This window comes from Escherichia sp. TW14182 (assembly GCF_000208525.1).
Taxonomy (GTDB): domain Bacteria; phylum Pseudomonadota; class Gammaproteobacteria; order Enterobacterales; family Enterobacteriaceae; genus Escherichia; species Escherichia ruysiae.
Map to the genome: position 1 here is coordinate 1 of NZ_AEJZ01000204.1, position 17,601 is coordinate 17,601.

Annotated in this window: 19 protein-coding genes; 9 read left to right on the forward strand and 10 right to left on the reverse strand. The window is 47.3% G+C overall.

What is annotated here, in order from left to right; genetic code table 11:
• Nucleotides 1-140: 140 nt before the first annotated feature.
• Nucleotides 141-1,031, reverse strand: a complete 891-nt coding sequence (dgcZ, locus tag EQY_RS0116520) for a diguanylate cyclase DgcZ (RefSeq protein WP_000592847.1) — start codon at nucleotides 1,029-1,031, stop codon at nucleotides 141-143.
• A gap of 258 nt (nucleotides 1,032-1,289) precedes the next feature.
• The gene (gene ydeI / locus EQY_RS0116525) at nucleotides 1,290-1,682 is read right to left on the reverse strand and encodes a YdeI family stress tolerance OB fold protein (protein WP_000671721.1); all 393 of its coding nucleotides are present in this window, start codon (nucleotides 1,680-1,682) and stop codon (nucleotides 1,290-1,292) included.
• Nucleotides 1,683-1,973: 291 nt separating this feature from the next.
• Between ydeI and EQY_RS0116530 the strand changes: the two genes are divergently transcribed.
• The gene (locus tag EQY_RS0116530; RefSeq protein WP_001024824.1) at nucleotides 1,974-2,492 is read left to right on the forward strand and encodes a 2-oxo-tetronate isomerase; all 519 of its coding nucleotides are present in this window, start codon (nucleotides 1,974-1,976) and stop codon (nucleotides 2,490-2,492) included.
• 45 nt (nucleotides 2,493-2,537) lie between these two features.
• Here the strand turns inward: EQY_RS0116530 and dcp are convergent, their stop codons facing one another.
• Nucleotides 2,538-4,583: a peptidyl-dipeptidase Dcp gene (dcp, locus tag EQY_RS0116535; RefSeq protein WP_000108371.1), complete on the reverse strand. Its 2,046-nt coding sequence runs from the start codon at nucleotides 4,581-4,583 to the stop codon at nucleotides 2,538-2,540.
• 136 nt (nucleotides 4,584-4,719) lie between these two features.
• Here dcp and ydfG point away from each other — a divergent pair, with 136 nt between their 5' ends.
• The 3 genes from ydfG (at nucleotide 4,720) to ydfZ (ending at nucleotide 6,619) form a co-directional block, all read left to right on the forward strand.
• Nucleotides 4,720-5,466, forward strand: coding sequence for a bifunctional NADP-dependent 3-hydroxy acid dehydrogenase/3-hydroxypropionate dehydrogenase YdfG (ydfG, locus tag EQY_RS0116540; protein WP_010346482.1), 747 nt, complete (start codon nucleotides 4,720-4,722; stop codon nucleotides 5,464-5,466).
• Between the two features lie 88 nt (nucleotides 5,467-5,554).
• Nucleotides 5,555-6,241: a DNA-binding transcriptional regulator rspR gene (gene rspR, locus EQY_RS0116545; protein ID WP_000215570.1), complete on the forward strand. Its 687-nt coding sequence runs from the start codon at nucleotides 5,555-5,557 to the stop codon at nucleotides 6,239-6,241.
• A gap of 174 nt (nucleotides 6,242-6,415) precedes the next feature.
• Nucleotides 6,416-6,619 (forward strand): putative selenium delivery protein YdfZ, encoded by a 204-nt coding sequence (gene ydfZ / locus EQY_RS0116550; protein ID WP_000214710.1) that lies wholly within the window; start codon nucleotides 6,416-6,418, stop codon nucleotides 6,617-6,619.
• A gap of 35 nt (nucleotides 6,620-6,654) precedes the next feature.
• Here the strand turns inward: ydfZ and EQY_RS0116555 are convergent, their stop codons facing one another.
• The 5 genes from EQY_RS0116555 to EQY_RS0116575 all read right to left on the reverse strand — a co-directional run bounded on the left by EQY_RS0116555 (nucleotide 6,655) and on the right by EQY_RS0116575 (nucleotide 12,419).
• Nucleotides 6,655-8,115, reverse strand: coding sequence for a mannitol dehydrogenase family protein (locus EQY_RS0116555; RefSeq protein ID WP_000527832.1), 1,461 nt, complete (start codon nucleotides 8,113-8,115; stop codon nucleotides 6,655-6,657).
• A gap of 87 nt (nucleotides 8,116-8,202) precedes the next feature.
• Entirely contained in the window at nucleotides 8,203-9,570 is a 1,368-nt protein-coding gene (gene ydfJ, locus EQY_RS0116560; RefSeq protein WP_071987963.1) for an MHS family MFS transporter YdfJ, read from the reverse strand.
• Between the two features lie 57 nt (nucleotides 9,571-9,627).
• Entirely contained in the window at nucleotides 9,628-10,647 is a 1,020-nt protein-coding gene (locus EQY_RS0116565) for a Zn-dependent oxidoreductase (RefSeq protein WP_000836028.1), read from the reverse strand.
• 14 nt (nucleotides 10,648-10,661) lie between these two features.
• The gene (gene rspA, locus EQY_RS0116570; RefSeq protein ID WP_000706278.1) at nucleotides 10,662-11,876 is read right to left on the reverse strand and encodes a starvation-sensing protein RspA; all 1,215 of its coding nucleotides are present in this window, start codon (nucleotides 11,874-11,876) and stop codon (nucleotides 10,662-10,664) included.
• 216 nt (nucleotides 11,877-12,092) lie between these two features.
• Nucleotides 12,093-12,419 carry a YnfA family protein gene (locus tag EQY_RS0116575; protein WP_010346477.1) on the reverse strand — a complete coding sequence of 109 codons (327 nt, stop codon included), beginning with the start codon at nucleotides 12,417-12,419 and terminating at the stop codon, nucleotides 12,093-12,095.
• A gap of 133 nt (nucleotides 12,420-12,552) precedes the next feature.
• Here EQY_RS0116575 and EQY_RS0116580 point away from each other — a divergent pair, with 133 nt between their 5' ends.
• Together EQY_RS0116580 and speG are read left to right on the forward strand one after the other, a co-directional pair.
• A complete protein-coding gene (locus EQY_RS0116580; RefSeq protein WP_001027858.1) occupies nucleotides 12,553-12,894 on the forward strand; it encodes a DUF1283 family protein in 342 nt (113 codons plus the stop codon).
• Nucleotides 12,895-12,928: 34 nt separating this feature from the next.
• Complete coding sequence (gene speG, locus EQY_RS0116585) at nucleotides 12,929-13,489, forward strand: spermidine N1-acetyltransferase (RefSeq protein WP_000199501.1); 561 nt, start codon at nucleotides 12,929-12,931, stop codon at nucleotides 13,487-13,489.
• Nucleotides 13,490-13,491: 2 nt separating this feature from the next.
• Here speG and EQY_RS0116590 read toward each other — a convergent pair whose 3' ends face one another.
• Nucleotides 13,492-14,202, reverse strand: coding sequence for a YnfC family lipoprotein (locus EQY_RS0116590; protein ID WP_077629694.1), 711 nt, complete (start codon nucleotides 14,200-14,202; stop codon nucleotides 13,492-13,494).
• Between the two features lie 106 nt (nucleotides 14,203-14,308).
• Between EQY_RS0116590 and EQY_RS0116595 the strand changes: the two genes are divergently transcribed.
• From EQY_RS0116595 to clcB, 3 genes are all read left to right on the forward strand, one after another.
• Nucleotides 14,309-14,617: a DUF1161 domain-containing protein gene (locus EQY_RS0116595; RefSeq protein ID WP_000690951.1), complete on the forward strand. Its 309-nt coding sequence runs from the start codon at nucleotides 14,309-14,311 to the stop codon at nucleotides 14,615-14,617.
• Nucleotides 14,618-14,826: 209 nt separating this feature from the next.
• Complete coding sequence (gene dmsD / locus EQY_RS0116600) at nucleotides 14,827-15,441, forward strand: Tat proofreading chaperone DmsD (protein WP_000148722.1); 615 nt, start codon at nucleotides 14,827-14,829, stop codon at nucleotides 15,439-15,441.
• Nucleotides 15,442-15,598: 157 nt separating this feature from the next.
• Nucleotides 15,599-16,891 carry a voltage-gated ClC-type chloride channel ClcB gene (gene clcB / locus EQY_RS0116605; RefSeq protein WP_071987965.1) on the forward strand — a complete coding sequence of 431 codons (1,293 nt, stop codon included), beginning with the start codon at nucleotides 15,599-15,601 and terminating at the stop codon, nucleotides 16,889-16,891.
• On the opposite strand, the gene bioD is transcribed toward clcB, so the two are convergent.
• Nucleotides 16,844-17,539 (reverse strand): dethiobiotin synthase, encoded by a 696-nt coding sequence (bioD, locus tag EQY_RS0116610; RefSeq protein ID WP_000919217.1) that lies wholly within the window; start codon nucleotides 17,537-17,539, stop codon nucleotides 16,844-16,846. The two genes, clcB and bioD, sit on opposite strands and share 48 nt — an antisense overlap.
• Between the last annotated feature and the right edge of the window lie 62 nt (nucleotides 17,540-17,601).

Consider the following 17,601-nt stretch of genomic DNA (forward strand, 5'->3'; position numbering starts at 1 on the left):
CCCCCCGCCAGTAAACTGGCGGTGAATGCTTGCATGGATAGATTTGTGTTTTTACTTTTGCGCTAACAGGCTTTTCTCTGCACTGGTAACGGATCATTGACACAGTAGCATTATTTTTCTCAATGAATGTTAAACGGTGCTTAAACTCGGGTAATCACGTTTTGTTCGTCAATAAACATGCAGCGATTTCTTCCAGTTTGCTTACCCTCATACATTGCCCGGTCTGCTCTTCCGATGACCACATCCAGCGGTTCTTCAGGAAATGCGCGGCTCACACCTGCGGTCACGGTTATGTTGATATGCCCTTCAGAATATGCGATTGCATGGGTATCGACTCGCTGGCAAATACGTACTCCGGCACGACATGCATCTTCATCATTAGCAGCTTTGACAATGATGATAAATTCTTCGCCACCATAGCGATAAACCGTTTCGTAATCACGCGTCCAGGTAGATAAGTAAGTTGCCAGGGTGCGTAATACCACATCACCGATTAAATGCCCGTAGGTATCATTAACCAATTTAAATCGGTCTATATCCAGCAGCATTAAATAGAGATTCAGTGGTTCAGCATTACGTAATTGATGATCAAAGGATTCATCAAGAACCCGACGACCAGGTAATCCAGTCAGAACATCCATATTGCTACGAATCGTCAGCAAATAAATTTTGTAATCTGTTAATGCTGCCGTAAAAGAAAGTAACCCTTCCTGAAATTCATCAAAATGAGCGTCCTGCCAGCGATTTTCGACAATAGCCAACATTAATTCCCGACCACAGTTATGCATATGTTGATGGGCAGAATCCATTAGCCGAACGTAAGGTAATTCATCGTTATCGAGTGGCCCCAGATGATCAATCCAGCGACCAAACTGGCACAGTCCATAAGAATGGTTATCCGTAATTTCTGGCTTACTGGCATCTCTCGCGACCACGCTGTGAAACATACTCACCAGCCATTGGTAATGGGCGTCGATAGCCTTATTGAGATTTAACAAGATGGCATCGATTTCCGTTGTCTTCTTGATCATTGCCACTCCTTTTTCACAGTTCCTTGTGCGCGCTATTCTACCGAGAGAAAAGAAAAATTACGTCAATATTTTAATAGAAATCCTAATCTGAGACGACGTTAAAGATAACATTGTGATTTAAAACAAAATAAGCAGATAAAAAAGTGTTTAATTCTGTAAATTATCCCTTCCTTGCACCATAAAACAGAGGCAAATAACATAAACAGTAAAGCCTGATGCCCCTATTGATTGGGCCATCAGACGCATTTATTTTTGTGACTATTTCTGCAGATGTGTGACCCGAACGACGGCTGGAGTGCTTTTCTTATCCAGACTCCCGCTAATGTTGATCATCTGGTCAGGCTGAACTTGTCGTCCATCAAAGACGGCAGCAGGAATAACAACATTAATCTCACCGCTCTTATCACGAAAAACGTAACGGTCTTCACCCTTGTGGGAAATCAAATTACCACGTAATGAAACTGAGGCACCATCATGCATAGTTTTCGCAAAATCAACGGTCATTTTTTTTGCATCATCAGTTCCGCGATAGCCGTCTTCTATTGCATATGGCGGTGGTGGCGCAGCATCCTGTTTTAAACCTCCCTGATCATCTGCCAACGCATAAGGCATGACAAGAAAACCTGCTAATACAATGGCCTGAAATTTCATACTAACTCCTTAATTGCGTTTGGTTTGACTTATTAAGTCTGGTTGCTATTTTTATAATTGACAAATAAGAATCGTACTGATTGTTATAAAACAATTAAAATCAGTCAGCTAGCAACAAAATTTGCTGCAAATTTAACTCAAAAAAGACAATAAAAAGATTAATGAAAGCTGTGTTTAAGTCTTAAATGTATTTCCAGAATAATCGGATTTATAAATCTGATTTTTATTATAGTGAAAGAACATACCAAAAAGGCAAATCACCTTTGCAGCTAATAACGTGGACAAACAACGATGAACATTAATAGCAATAAAATTGTACAACTTGCAGATAGCGATACTATTGAAAACCTGACATCCGCGTTGAGCCAAAGACTTATCGCTGATCAATTACGCTTAACTACCGCCGAATCATGCACTGGCGGTAAGTTGGCTTGCGCGCTGTGTGCTGCTGAAGACACACCAAAGTTTTACGGCGCAGGCTTTGTCACTTTTACCGATCAAGCCAAAATGAAAATCCTTGGCGTCAGTCAGCAATCTCTTGAGAAATATACGGCGGTGAGCGAGAAGATAGCGGCAGAAATGGCAACTGGCGCCAAAGAGCGCGCAGATGTCGATATTAGTATTGCCATTACCGGCTACGGTGGGCCTGAAGGTGGGCAGGATGGTACGCCCGCAGGCACAGTCTGGTTCGCATGGAATATAAAAGGAAATACGCATACTGCGGTTATGCATTTTGATGGTGATTGCGAAACAGTATTAGCATTGGCGGTTCGATTTGCACTGGCGCAGCTTTTGAAATTACTGGAGTGACTTTCTGGCCTGGCTTTACGCCAGACCAGCTATATTTACAGAAAATTAGACGTTCAGTCCGCGATGTTGCAACATCGGCGCAATCTGTGGTGCCTTACCGCGCCATTGACGATACAAACGTTCTAAATCTTCGCTGTTGCCTCTGGAAAGAATCGCCTCGCGAAAACGTTGCCCATTCTCACGCGTTAAGCCGCCCTGCTCGACAAACCATTGATAACCGTCGTCTGCCAGCATTTGCGTCCACAAATAGGCGTAATATCCCGCCGCATATCCGCCACCAAAAATGTGGGCAAAATAACTGCTGCGATAACGTGGCGGTATGGCGGGAAGATTCATATTTTCCGCCACCAGCGCCCGCAGTTCGAAATCATTCACATCCTGCATCGCTTTATGCTCTTGCAGACAGTGCCAGCGCATATCAAGAAGTGCGGCGCTAAGCAATTCGCTCATCTCATAACCTTTATTGAACAGGCTGGCATTACGCATTTTTTGTTGTAACTCTTCCGGCATTGCTTTCCCGCTCTGATAATGCCGGGCGTAGCGCGCGAATACCTGCGGATGCATTGCCCAATGCTCGTTGATTTGCGAAGGAAATTCGACAAAATCGCGTGGTGTATTGGTGCCAGAAAGCGTGGCATAACGCTGGCAGGCAAACAAACCGTGCAACGTATGCCCAAACTCATGGAATAATGTAATAACATCGTCCCACAGCAACAATGCAGGTTCGTCTGTCGCCGGTTTCTGATAATTACAAACGTTATAGATTACCGGGCGTGTTTCATTAAGCGTAGATTGTTCTACAAAATTCCCCATCCATGCGCCGCCGCTTTTTGAGTCACGGGCGAAGAAATCACCGTAAAATAACGCCAGCCCCACGCCATTATGATCAAAAATTTCCCATACGCGGACATCAGGATGGTAAACAGGAATATCAAAACGTTCGACAAACTTAATACCGAAGAGCTGATTCGCAGTCCAGAATACACCTTCATTCAACACTGTGTTTAATTCGAAATAAGGTTTGAGCTGCGCTTCATCAAGACAGAATTTCTCCCGCCGCACCTGTTCAGCATAAAATGCCCAGTCCCACGGCTGGGCACTGAACTCACCCTGCTGATTATCGATAACCGCCTGTATAGACGCTAATTCATCGCTCGCACGTTGACGCGCCGCCGGAACAATTTCCCGCATAAAATTGAGTGCTGCTTCTGGTGTTTTTGCCATCTGATCGGCAATTTTCCACGCGGCATAATGAGGGAAGCCAAGTAATTTGGCCTGTTGGGCGCGGATCTCCACCAGCCGTTGAATGATGGAACGAGTATCATTGCCATCGTTTTTTTCCGCGCGTGTCCACCCCGCAGTGAACAGTTTTTCACGTGTAGAGCGATCGCGTAGCTCCGCAAGCGCCGGTTGTTGCGTGGTATTCAGCAATGGGATGAGCCATTTGTTTTCCAGACCTTTCTCGCGAGCCGCCTCTGCCGCCAGCGCAATTTCTTGCTCACTCATGCCTGCCAGTTGCGAAACATCGTCAACCACCATCCCTCCGGATTTGTTCGCGGCTAATAACCGCTGGTTAAACTGACTGGTCAGGGTAGCGGCTTCTGTGTTCAGCACTTTTAATTTTTCTTTATCGGCATCTTCAAGTTTGGCACCGGCAAGAACAAAACGCTGATGAATAACTTCAACCAAACGAACAGATTCACTATCAAGGCCCAGCGTTTCACGCCGCTGCCAGACAGCATCTACCCGCGCGAATAATTCGCCATTCAGGTAGATATCATTAGCCAGTTCCGCCAGTTCCGCCGAGAACTGTTCATCGAGACGCTGTAATTCATCATTAGTATGCGCCGAGGTCATGGCAAAGAAGACGCTGGTAACGCGAGTGAGTAACTCCCCGCTCTTTTCGAGAGCCAGAATAGTGTTAGTAAAATCGGGCGTCTGCGGGTTTAAAGCTATCGCCTCTATCTCAATCCGCTTTTGCCGCATCCCCTCATCGAATGCCGGGCGATAGTGTTGATTTTCAATCTGATCAAAATGAGGAGCCATATACGGCAGAGTGCTCTGCGTAAGGAAAGGATTCGTCGTTGACATTTTCTACTCCTGAAAACGAGGTGTTCCATAGCGTAGGCTTACTGATAACGGAGTGCAATCTTGCAAACCAGTATTACCCGCTCTTAAGCATCACGTGCTATGTTATTGACACACAAAATCGTTGAGGAACAGTGAGATGATCGTTTTAGTAACTGGAGCAACGGCAGGTTTTGGTGAATGCATTACACGTCGTTTTATTCAACAAGGGCATAAAGTTATCGCCACTGGCCGTCGCCAGGAACGGTTGCAGGAGTTAAAAGACGAACTGGGAGATAATTTGTATATCGCCCAACTGGACGTTCGCAACCGCGCCGCCATTGAAGAGATGCTGACTTCGCTTCCTGCCGAGTGGCGTAATATCGATATTCTGGTAAACAATGCTGGACTGGCGCTGGGTATGGAACCTGCACATAAAGCCAGCGTTGAAGACTGGGAAACTATGATTGATACCAACAACAAAGGCCTGGTGTATATGACCCGCGCTGTCCTGCCTGGCATGGTCGAGCGTAATCATGGTCATATTATTAACATTGGCTCAACGGCGGGTAGCTGGCCGTATGCTGGTGGTAACGTTTATGGCGCGACAAAAGCGTTTGTTCGTCAGTTCAGCCTGAATCTGCGCACTGACTTGCATGGTACGGCAGTACGTGTCACCGACATCGAACCGGGGCTGGTGGGTGGCACCGAGTTTTCCAATGTTCGCTTTAAAGGTGACGACGATAAAGCGGAAAAAACCTATCAAAACACCGTTGCGCTGACGCCAGAAGATGTCAGCGAAGCAGTCTGGTGGGTTGCTACACTCCCTGCTCACGTCAACATCAACACACTGGAAATGATGCCGGTTACCCAAAGCTATGCCGGACTGAATGTCCATCGCCATTAATTTTTATACCCGGCTTAACCGCCGGGTTATTGCTTGTCACAAAAAAGTGGTAGACTCACTGAGTTAACCCACTCACAAGCAAGAACGAATGACCGTCGAAACGCAACTTAATCCCACACAACCTGTCAATCAGCAGATTTATCGTATTCTTCGCCGCGACATTGTCCATTGTCTAATTCCACCGGGCACACCGTTGTCGGAAAAAGAAGTTTCTGTTCGTTTCAATGTGTCACGCCAGCCGGTTCGTGAAGCCTTCATAAAACTGGCAGAAAACGGCCTGATTCAAATTCGCCCGCAGCGTGGCAGCTACGTCAATAAAATTTCCATGACTCAGGTACGCAACGGTAGTTTTATTCGTCAGGCTATTGAGTGTGCCGTCGCCCGCCGGGCGGCGAGCATGATTACCGATAGCCAGTGCTATCAGCTTGAGCAAAATCTCCACCAACAACGTATTGCCATTGAACGCAAACAACTGGATGATTTTTTTGAGCTGGATGATAACTTCCATCAAATTCTGACGCAGATTGCCGACTGTCAGCTTGCGTGGGACACCATTGAAAACCTGAAAGCAACTGTTGACCGCGTGCGCTATATGAGCTTTGACCACGTATCGCCACCTGATATGTTGTTACGTCAACATATGGATATTTTTACTGCTCTACAAAAACATGATGGTGATGCGGTAGAAAAAGCAATGACTCTGCATTTGCAGGAAATAAGTGAATCCGTGCAGCTGATCCGCCAGGAAAATAGCGACTGGTTTAGCGAAGAGTAATTCATTTCCTCTCATCCCATCCGGGGTGAGAGCCCATCCCTTTCTTCTGGTTCATGCAAGCATCAAAAAAGATGTGAACTTGATCATAAACAAAAAAATATTCACTCGACAGGAGTATTTATATTGCGCCCGTTACGTGGGCTTCGACTGTAAATCAGAAAGGAGAAAACACCTATGACGACCTACGATCGTAACCGTAACGCAATCACCACTGGCAGCCGTGTTATGGTTAGCGGCACCGGTCACACTGGCAAGATCCTGTCGATTGACACTGAAGGTCTGACCGCAGAGCAAATCCGTCGCGGTAAAACCGTGGTTGTTGAAGGTTGTGATGAAAAACTCGCGCCTCTGGACCTGATTCGTCTCGGCATGAACTAAGCGTGTGAATGCCGCCGATGGCGGCATTGCTGTTTTTACCTCTCGATATATTTCGCCACGGTCGCTTTCGCGCCATGCGCTAATAGAGACAAGTACGCTTCCGTCACCTTTGCAACAAACAAGCTATTGTTCGGCAAATTATCACCAAATATCGCCTTAATCGCCATCAACGACTGCACACGCGTTTTCCCTTCGGCACTACTTTGCACAGCCTTTTGAATGACCGCTAGTAACGGATCGCTAATCTCAATCTGATTTCCCTGTTCATCAACACCACCAACATAACGCATCCAACCAGCGACGCCCAGCGCCAACAGACCGAACGCGCTGTCATGCGCCAGATGCCAGCGAATTGAATCCAACATCCGCTGTGGCAGTTTCTGACTACCGTCCATTGCAATCTGCCAGGTTCGGTGGCGTAAAGCCGGGTTGCTGTAGCGTTCAATCAATCGATCGGCATAATTTTGCAAATCTACACCCTGTACTTTCAGCGTGGGCGCCTGTTCCTGCAACATCAAGGCATGTGCTGCATGACGATAATTTTCATCTTCCATACAGTCGTTAATGTGCTGATATCCCGCCAGATAGCCCAGATAAGCCAGGAAGGAGTGGCTGCCGTTGAGCATACGCAGTTTCATCTCTTCATAAGGCAGCACATCGCTGACCAGTTCAGCGCCTGCTTTTTCCCATTCCGGGCGTCCGGCAACAAAATTATCTTCAATCACCCACTGACGGAACGGCTCACACGCCACGCCTGCCGGATCGCGCACGTTGGTAAGTTGTTCGATTTTATCCAGCGTTTCCGCCGTCACTGCGGGTACAATGCGATCCACCATTGTCGATGGGAAAGTCACGTTTTCCTCTATCCATTGCGCCAGTTTTACATCCACTGCTCTGGCGTATGAAGTGACAACGTCACGCATAACGTGACCGTTTTCTGGCATGTTGTCGCATGACATAACGGTAAACGCGGGAAATCCTGCGGCTTTACGGCGAGCCAGCGCCTCGACAATCACGCCTGTTGCTGTTTTCGGCTGGTGGGGATTTTGCAAGTCGGCAGCTACCATCGGGTGATCCATCATTAACTGTCCGGTCGCCGGAGAGTGGAAATACCCTTTTTCGGTGATTGTCAGAGAGACAATTGCGATTTGCGGTTCACACATCGCGGCCAGCACGGCTTCTAAGCCATCAATTTGTACGTGCAGCGCCTTTTTCACGACGCCAACTACGCGAGCGGTCCACGCATCAGCCGACATTTCCGCAACGGTATAGAGATTATCTTGCTGTTTAAGATCGACGATTTGCTGTTCGCCGCCAATCAGATTCACTTCATAGTAGCCCCAATCGCTGTGATGCTGGGCAGCCAGGATATCGGCATACACGCCCTGATGCGCGCGATGAAATGCGCCAAACCCTAAATGAACAATTTTTGGCGTCAGGTTATTACGATCATAAACAGGGAGTGTCGCTTTTGCGGATAACAAATTATTTCCCATGACGTTTCCTTTAATTTAAATATGGCAAGCTGAATGGTTTGTTATATGAATAAAAATCCCTCCTCACTAAGAGAAGGGATTCTGGATTTACAGACTTGTTGAAGGTTGCGCAGCTCTTACAACGCGCGGTTGATCTTCTGCAGCATCTTCCAGCGCACTCAAATCGCGGTCTTTAACTTCTGGCATTTTCAGCGCGGAAATTAAGCCGATGACGGAATAAGCCATAATCATTATTGCAATCGGATACCAGGATCCTGTCATGTTACAGAAAATACCGGCCAGAATAGGACCAAACCCTGAAGCGACAAGACCACCAATTTCTTTAGATATTGCCATTCGGGTAAAGCGGTTTTTACAGCCGAACATCTCTGCCATGGTAATGTTTTCCAGGGCAAATAATCCCAACACCGCACAGTTGTGAATCACAATGAGAGCAACCATGATGGTGCCCGGTGCATAGCTTTTATCTACAATGATAGAAAGCATTGGCCACGCCAGGACAATAGCTGAAGTATTCATAATGATATAAGGAATACGACGGCCAATTTTATCGGATAACCAACCGAGGAAAGGAATCGTCATAAAACCGATAATAGAACTGATCATTAATGCATCTGTGGGAATTGCTTTATTAAACAGCAAAGTTTGCACTAAATAACCAGCAAGGAAAGTTTGAATCAGACCTGAGTTTCCTGCCTGTCCAAAACGCAGACCTGTTGCCAGCCAGAAGGATTTGCTCTGGAACATGCTACCGACAGGTGCAGGTTTTGCTGTAGGTTGGTTGCTGTCGTTAACCTTCTCAAAAACTGGGCTTTCTTTCAGGTTCATTCGCAACCAGATAGCAAAGACCATCACGACAACGCTCGCCAGGAACGGTATACGCCATCCCCATGCCAGCAGTTCTTCTTTACTAAGAATAAAGAACATAAAGGCCCAGATTGCCGTTGCGCTCAAGGTTCCGCAGTTAGTACCCATAGCCACAAATGAGGAGATAATTCCGCGCTTACCTTTCGGCGCATATTCCGCCAGCATCGTACCGGCACCGGAAATTTCCGCACCTGCCCCCAGCCCCTGAATAATACGCAACGTCACCAGCAAGATTGGCGCAAAAACACCAATCTGCGCATAGGTCGGCAACACACCAATTAAGGTAGTACAGATCCCCATCATGGTGATGGTAATAAAGAGCACTTTTTTACGCCCTATTCTGTCGCCCATTTTGCCGAAAATAAATGCTCCGACAATACGTGCAACATAACCAGCACCGTAAGTTCCCATTGCCAGAATTAACGCCATTGCGGTTGACGATTCCGGAAAAAATATTTCATGGAATACTAACGCTGCACCGAGCGAGTATAACTGAAAATCCATAAATTCAAGTGCCGTACCTAACCATCCTGATACCGCTGCCTTCACTAAATCCTTAGTGCTTCTTTCATGTTTATCTATTGTCATAATTGTTATCTCTAAATAAGAGGTAAGATGCGTAATGCTTATTCGCTATTATTGGTATTATTCAGAAAACGTGAGTAAAACTTTGCAACAATGCTTTTGATCCTTTTCAAATAATGAAATGGCATCAGCAACATGCAGATAATCAAATGTATGGGTAATTAATTTATCAGGATTAATTAACCCTTTGCTTAACCAGTCGATAACTACCGGGAATTTATTGGCATTTAACCGGGAAGAAAAAATAGAGAGTTCCTTGCCGGTAATTCCCTGCTGAATGACTTCAGACGGTTCACTGGAGAAGCCCATTAACACAATTCGTGCCGCCGGAGAAGCCAGCATAACCGCTTCTTTCAAAATGGAAGGATGGCAAGCAGCATCAATAATTAATGTTGGTTTGATGCCCTTTTCAGCGAATATTTCGCCAAGCGATGTCTGGCTGTTATTAATCGCCCAGTCTGCCCCGCTCTCTTTCGCTTTATCCAGTCGTTCATCAATACGATCGGCGACAATCACATTTTTAACGTTATAAACACCTTTCAATACCTGAACGATAGTCAGACCAATCGGGCCGGCACCATAAACCAGCACGGTGTCATCTTCAGTCGGCTGACCGTGTCCAGTAACGTTCGCCGCAATGGTAAAAGGTTCGATCATTACAGCGAACTGATCAGCCACCCCATCGGGAATTTTCCACGCATTCTTCGCCGGAACGACTGCATATTCGCTAAAACCGCCATCAGCGTGAACACCTAATACAGCTAAAGTTGTGCAAACGTTGGGTTTACCCATTGAGCATGGATAACAATGTCCGCAGCTGACTACGGGATCTACCGCAACACGTTCGCCAACTCTGGCGTTATCCACACCTTCACCTACGGCATCAATCACACCAAAAAATTCGTGACCAATGACGCGCGGATATTTCGCAAACGGATTATGACCGCGATAAATGTGACTATCCGATCCACAAATTCCTGCGAGTTTCACTTTTACTCGTACTTCACCCACTGCCGGGGTCGGAATTTCACGTTCGATAATCGCCAGTTGATTCGGTTTTTCAATTAAAATACTTTTCATTATTGTATGACTCCTTACCAGTTCCATAGCGTGCCATCTTCCAGACGTGCGACTGGTAGATAGGCAGGTTCGTAGGGATATTTTGCCGCCAGCTTTTCATCGAATTCGATGCCAATGCCTGGCTTATCACCAGGATGCATATAGCCGTTATCGAAGCTCCAGTTGTGCGGGAAGACTTCAAGCATTTGTTCTGAATAGCCCATATACTCCTGGACGCCGAAATTCGGCACCCACAGGTCAAAGTGCAACGCCGCAGCCATGCAGACTGGCGACAAATCGGAAGGACCATGTGAGCCAGTACGTACCTGGTAAAGCGAAGCAAAATCGGCAATTCTGCGCATACCTGTGATGCCGCCAGCGTGGGTCAGCGTTGTACGGATATAGTCGATGAGTTGTTCTTCAATCAGCTGTTTGCAGTCCCAGATGCTGTTAAAGACTTCCCCCACCGCAATTGGCGTTACGGTATGTTGGCGAATGAGGCGGAAGCACTCCTGGTTTTCTGCGGGTGTCGGATCTTCCATCCAGAACAGGCGATAATCTTCAATACTTTTGCCAAAACGTGCCGCCTCAATGGGTGTTAAACGATGGTGCATGTCATGCAGTACATGCTCATTAAAGCCAAACTTATTGCGCACTGCGTCGAACAGTTTTGGCATAAAGTCGAGATATTTTTCCGTTGACCACAACTGCTCTTCTGGCCACTGCCCTTTGGTCGCAGGTTCATAAGCCAGCCCTTTTCCTTTGGACATACCGTAAGTCGTTTTCATACCGGGAATACCGCACTGCACGCGGATAGCTTTGAATCCCAGTTCTTGATGGCGAGCGTAATCATCCAGTGCTTCATCAATACTGTGACCGGTGGTATGACAATAGACCATTACGCCTTCACGGGAAGCCCCACCTAACAGTTGGTAAAGCGGCATGTTTGCGGCTTTGGCTTTAATGTCCCACAGCGCCATATCAACAGCGGAAATAGCCGACATGGTGACAGGGCCGCGACGCCAGTAAGCGCCTTTATAGAAAAACTGCCAGATATCTTCGATACGATGGGCATCGCGGCCTATAAGTTGCGGACAGATATGATCCTGCAAATAGGACGCAACGGAAAGTTCGCGCCCGTTCAGAGTGGCATCACCAAGACCGGTAATACCGTCCTCGGTGGTGATTTTTAAGGTGACGAAATTACGTCCCGGACAGGTAACAAAAACTTCAGCCCCTACGATCTTCATGTTCTATTCCTTGCATCGCTTGTCGTGATGCATGAAATCTACGCAACTGAGCTACTACCATACAAGTATTAAGATCAAGAAAAGCCAGAACGATCACAAAAAAAGGCGCATATTTGCGCCGTGAATAGTTCTAAAAACAGTCAAACTTTATTGTTTTTTCGGGGATCGACTAGTGCGTATATTATTGATAACAAAACATGAGTTATATCAGATAAGTCAGGCGCGTCCCCAGCCAGCAACAATAATCAACATGCCGAAAAGTGCAATTATCGCTCCCGTCCAGTCGTAGAGACTGAGCTTCACTCCATCCACAACCCGCAGCCACAGGAGCGCCGTACAGACATAAACACCGCCATATGCTGCATAAACTCGCCCACTTGCTGCTGGATGCAACGTTAACAGCCAGACGAAAAGCGCCAGGGAAATTCCCGCCGGAACCAACAACCAGACACTGGCATTCCGTTTCAGCCACAGCCAGGGCAAAAAACAACCAATGATTTCACACAAAGCGGTAGCAAAAAACAGTAACGTTGTTTTAATCATCTTTGTCACTCATTGACATCATGTATATTTATAGGACGACATAATATCATCAACATAGACATCCTCTGGTACGTTTCGCGTTCACAGTGGATCGTGTAAAATCGCCCTTAATCATTCATGTAAGGAATAGATCATGAATATCACTCTCTGCAAAAAACTCAGCCTGCTCGCTTTTCTGCTGCCTTGCGCACTGGCATTTAGCGCAACTACCCATGCAGAAACCAACAAACTGGTGATTGAATCTGGCGACAGCGCACAGAGTCGCCAGCAGGCAGCAATGGAAAAAGAGCAATGGAATGACACGCGTAATCTGCGTCAAAAAATCAACAAACGCACCGAGAAAGAATGGGATAAAGCCGACGCCGCATTTGATAACCGCGATAAATGCGAGCAGAGTGCCAACATTAATGCCTACTGGGAGCCGAATACTTTACGCTGCCTGGATCGTCGTACTGGTCGCGTAATCATCCCCTAACCTGTTATTGATATAAGGAATGTAAGGACACGTTATGACTAGCGCCCACAGTGTTAAGCTACGTCCGCTGGAGCGTGAAGATTTACGCTATGTGCATCAACTCGACAATAACGCCAGCGTGATGCGTTACTGGTTTGAGGAGCCCTACGAAGCCTTCGTTGAACTCTCTGATCTGTACGATAAACATATTCACGATCAGAGTGAACGTCGTTTCGTCGTGGAATGTGATGGCGAAAAGGCAGGTCTGGTGGAACTGGTAGAAATTAACCACGTCCATCGCCGCGCAGAATTTCAGATAATCATCTCCCCGGAATACCAAGGTAAAGGTCTGGCAACCCGCGCCGCGAAATTAGCGATGGATTATGGTTTCACTGTTCTTAATCTTTATAAGCTTTATCTGATTGTTGATAAAGAGAATGAGAAAGCGATTCATATATATCGTAAGCTCGGTTTTACGGTCGAAGGTGAACTGATGCATGAATTCTTTATTAACGGTCAATATCGTAATGCCATTCGCATGTGCATATTCCAGCATCAGTATCTGGCGGAACATAAAACGCAAGGGCAAACTCTACTAAAACCGACCGCGCAATAGTATTAATAATAATCAATGGTATTTTTGATGGTGTAAACCCGTTCGACGGCGGGTTTTACTCCCTCATCCACAATGATTAATTGGCAGTCCACTGGATTCGCGTGGCTGTCATATTCACAAGTCTGTCTGACATTACCAACCTGTTGATTATTCAGTAAAGTAATTGCCGTATAATCCAGTTTTTTGATCGGGTCCGTTGATGGTGTGGCGCTGACAGATAACGTTTTGTCGTTACTTTTCGTCGTTTTCCCCAGCGGATAACCCTGATCATCATAGTGATATTCCATCTGCATCTGTTTGCTGCTGGCCTTAACCACGAAACCATTATCATCAGTTTCCCAACTTACACCGGCAGAAGGTAATTCTGCTAACTGGCATTTTCCCTGTAGACGTACTCTTTTCTCCAGCGTCTGTGCATCCCGATAATAATTTGCATCCAACACCAGGGTAATCACGGTATTATTTTCCAGATCCAGTAATTCGAGGGAATCAAAACAGCCCTCTTCCGATAAATTCCCCGAAACACGTTTCGTGACTTCCCCTTGCTCATTCATTAACGTCTGAGTGAAATCTTTAACCGGCCCACGCAGCGGGTCAAAATCAAATTCATTAGAGAAACTGGCCATTTCTGGCGTTAATGAAAGAGTTACCTCTGTACGGTCACATCCTGTGAGTATTATCGCAAGCAAACATGGCAGTAATTTGTAATTCACATCAATCACCAGACAGTAGAGATGATTCTCAATCATAGTAGTAAATACAGTAATTTACACGTGAAATGCTATGCTTATTTAGTAATATTCATGTAAGGAGCCAATGATGAAAATCATAGCCTGCAGTGCCGCACTTCTGTTCACCCTGACCTCATCATCCACAGTGCTCGCCGCGTCGGATTCATGTGAGCGCATAAAAAGTGATATTTCACAGCGTATTATCAATAACGGCGTACCCGAAAGTGGCTTCACTTTAAGTATTGTGCCGAATGATCAGGTCGACCAGCCTGATTCACAGGTCGTCGGGCATTGCGCTAACGACACGCATAAAATTCTCTACACCCGCACCACCAGCGGTAATGTTTCTGCCCACACCCAGCCAACCCATGATAATGAGCCTGCTGAATCGCATTAATAAACCTGTGACTGCCTGATACGATGCTTACGCATCATATCAGGCCTGCCGTGTGGTATTGTTATGCGCAGGCAGTGTCCGCTAGCTGGGACACCTGCGGTGAGATGATCGGGCGTGCGCTCGTTTATGGCCTGCACATAATGCCCGGAATGACCATCGCAGGTTAACAAATTGGTGCGGGATAAACCGCACGTTTCAGGATGATAGGAATGACGCATTTCTCACAACAAGATAATTTTTCTGTCGCGGCGCGCGTGCTGGGCGCGCTGTTTTATTACGCTCCTGAGAGTAAAGAAGCCTCTCCACTGGTTTCTGCGCTAACCAGTGACGATTGGGTCACCCAGTGGCCTTTATCACAAACGTCATTAGCGCCGCTGGCAACGGCTTTTAAGGAAGAATGTGAAGAGTCGCGTACTCAGGCCTGGCAACGATTATTTGTCGGGCCGTGGGCGCTACCCTCTCCTCCGTGGGGATCTGTCTGGCTGGATCGCGAATCGGTGCTGTTTGGCGATTCTACTTTGGCGCTTCGTCAATGGATGCGCGAAAAAGGCATTCAGTTTGAAATGAAACAAAACGAACCGGAAGATCATTTTGGTTCGCTGCTGTTGATGGCAGCATGGCTGGCAGAGAACGGTCGTCAGACCGAGTGCGAAGAGTTGTTGGCCTGGCATCTTTTACCGTGGTCAACACGCTTTCTTGAGGTGTTTATCGAGAAGGCGGAACACCCTTTTTATCGCACGCTCGGTGAGCTGGCTCGTTTAACGCTGACACAATGGCAGTCACAGTTGCTGATTCCTGTCGCGGTAAAACCCCTTTTTCGCTGAATAATCCTGAGTAAGACCGAAGGGCGTAAACTGCACGCCTTTCGGCTCCGGTAAGTGACAACGTCACGCTTAATACCACATAAAGCACGCACAGCTTTTGCGCCAGGCTTCTTTTCCCGCAAAATAGAGACCCGTGTTTAATTTGCCGTTTCTGCTCATGCAACATCTACATGTCTACCCGGATCTGCGCACCATGTTCCGCCGCCTGCTTATCGCAATGGTCGTAGGCATTCTGGCGGCCTTTGCCGTTGCAGGGTTTCGTCATGCGATGCTGCTACTGGAGTGGCTGTTCCTCAATAATGACTCCGGCAGTCTGGTCAATGCAGCAACGAACCTTTCTCCGTGGCGTCGGCTGCTAACGCCGGCGCTCGGCGGACTGGCGGCTGGTTTGTTGCTGATGGGTTGGCAGAAACTCACTCAACAACGCCCCCATGCGCCTACCGATTATATGGAGGCGTTACAAACCGATGGGCAGTTTGATTACGCCACCAGTCTGATTAAATCCTTCGCTTCTTTGCTGGTGGTGACCAGCGGCAGCGCCATTGGTCGTGAAGGTGCGATGATCCTGTTGGCGGCACTTGCTGCATCCTGGTTTGCCCAACGTTTTACCCCACGCGAAGAGTGGAAATTGTGGATTGCCTGTGGCGCGGCTGCGGGGATGGCAGCAGCCTATCGCGCCCCACTTGCCGGGAGTTTATTTATTGCCGAAGTATTGTTTGGCACCATGATGCTGGCCTCCCTTGCACCAGTAGTAATCTCTGCCGTAGTGGCATTGCTTATTAGCAATCTTCTTAATCACAGCAATGCTTTGCTCTACAGCGTGCAACTCTCCATGATGATTCAGGCTCGTGACTATGCACTGATTATCAGTACAGGCGTGCTGATGGGTTTGTGCGGTCCATTGTTTTTAAAGCTAATGAACGCCAGTCATCAGGGTTTTATTAATCTAAAACTTGCACCGCCCTGGCAACTGGCATTGGGAGGGTTAATCGTGGGTCTGCTTTCCCTGCTCACTCCTGCCGTGTGGGGCAACGGCTATAGTACGGTGCAATCCTTTTTAACAGCCCCGCCACTGTTTATGGGCATTGCCGTGATCTTCCTCTGCAAGCTAGTTGCCGTGCTGGCCAGCAGTGGTTCCGGCGCGCCTGGGGGCGTGTTTACGCCGACCTTATTTATCGGACTGGCAATTGGCATGTTGTATGCCCGGAGCCTGGGGTTATGGTTTACTGACAGTGAAGGAATTACGCTTTTACTTGGGCTAACCGGGATGGCAACACTACTGGCTGCGACTACACATGCGCCCATTATGTCGACACTGATGATATGTGAAATGACCGGGGAGTATCAGCTACTCCCCGGTTTATTGATTGCTTGTGTGATTGCGTCAGTAATGTCGCGGACGTTACATCGTGACTCTATCTACCGCCAGCACACTACGCAGCATGGATAAGCGGATATATTGCCCCAGTTCACGCTGTTCTGCGCGAGGCAGATAAGGAAGCTCACCAATAAGCGGTGCCGGGAGTTTTTTACCCAATACATCAATGATTTCAGCGTAATGTGCTAACCCTGGGTTGATACGGTTAGCCACCCAGCCAATCAGCGGCAGTCCGTCGTTGGCAATCGCCTGTGCGGTCAGAAGCGCATGGTTAATACAACCTTCCTGAATACCTACCACCATCAACACGGGTAGCTGCTCCTGAACCACCCATTCAGAGAGCGGACGCAGGTCATTCATCAGGCTACGCCAGCCACCAGTACCTTCAACAACCACATGGTCGACTTTATCAGTCAGATTAGCCAGGCCATTTGAAATAAGGGTGTAATTGATCGGGCAACTGTGCGCCACACTGCTTTCTTCTTCGCTTAACGCTATGGGATTGACTGCTTCATAAGGCAGTTCAATTGATGAAACACTCTGCAACACCAGGGCATCTTTATTACGTAGCCCATCAGGTGTCTCTTTGCTCCCCTTCGCCACGGGTTTATACCCCGCAACCGTTTTTCCCTGGGAGGCTAACGCTTGTAGCAATGCGCGGGAAACCACTGTTTTCCCCACAGAAGTGTCTGTACCTGTTATAAAGAAACGCTTCAGCATCACTAACTCCACCGTTATGCTTCACAAATATAAGCCAGGAAAATAATTCAACTTTGGAAGTC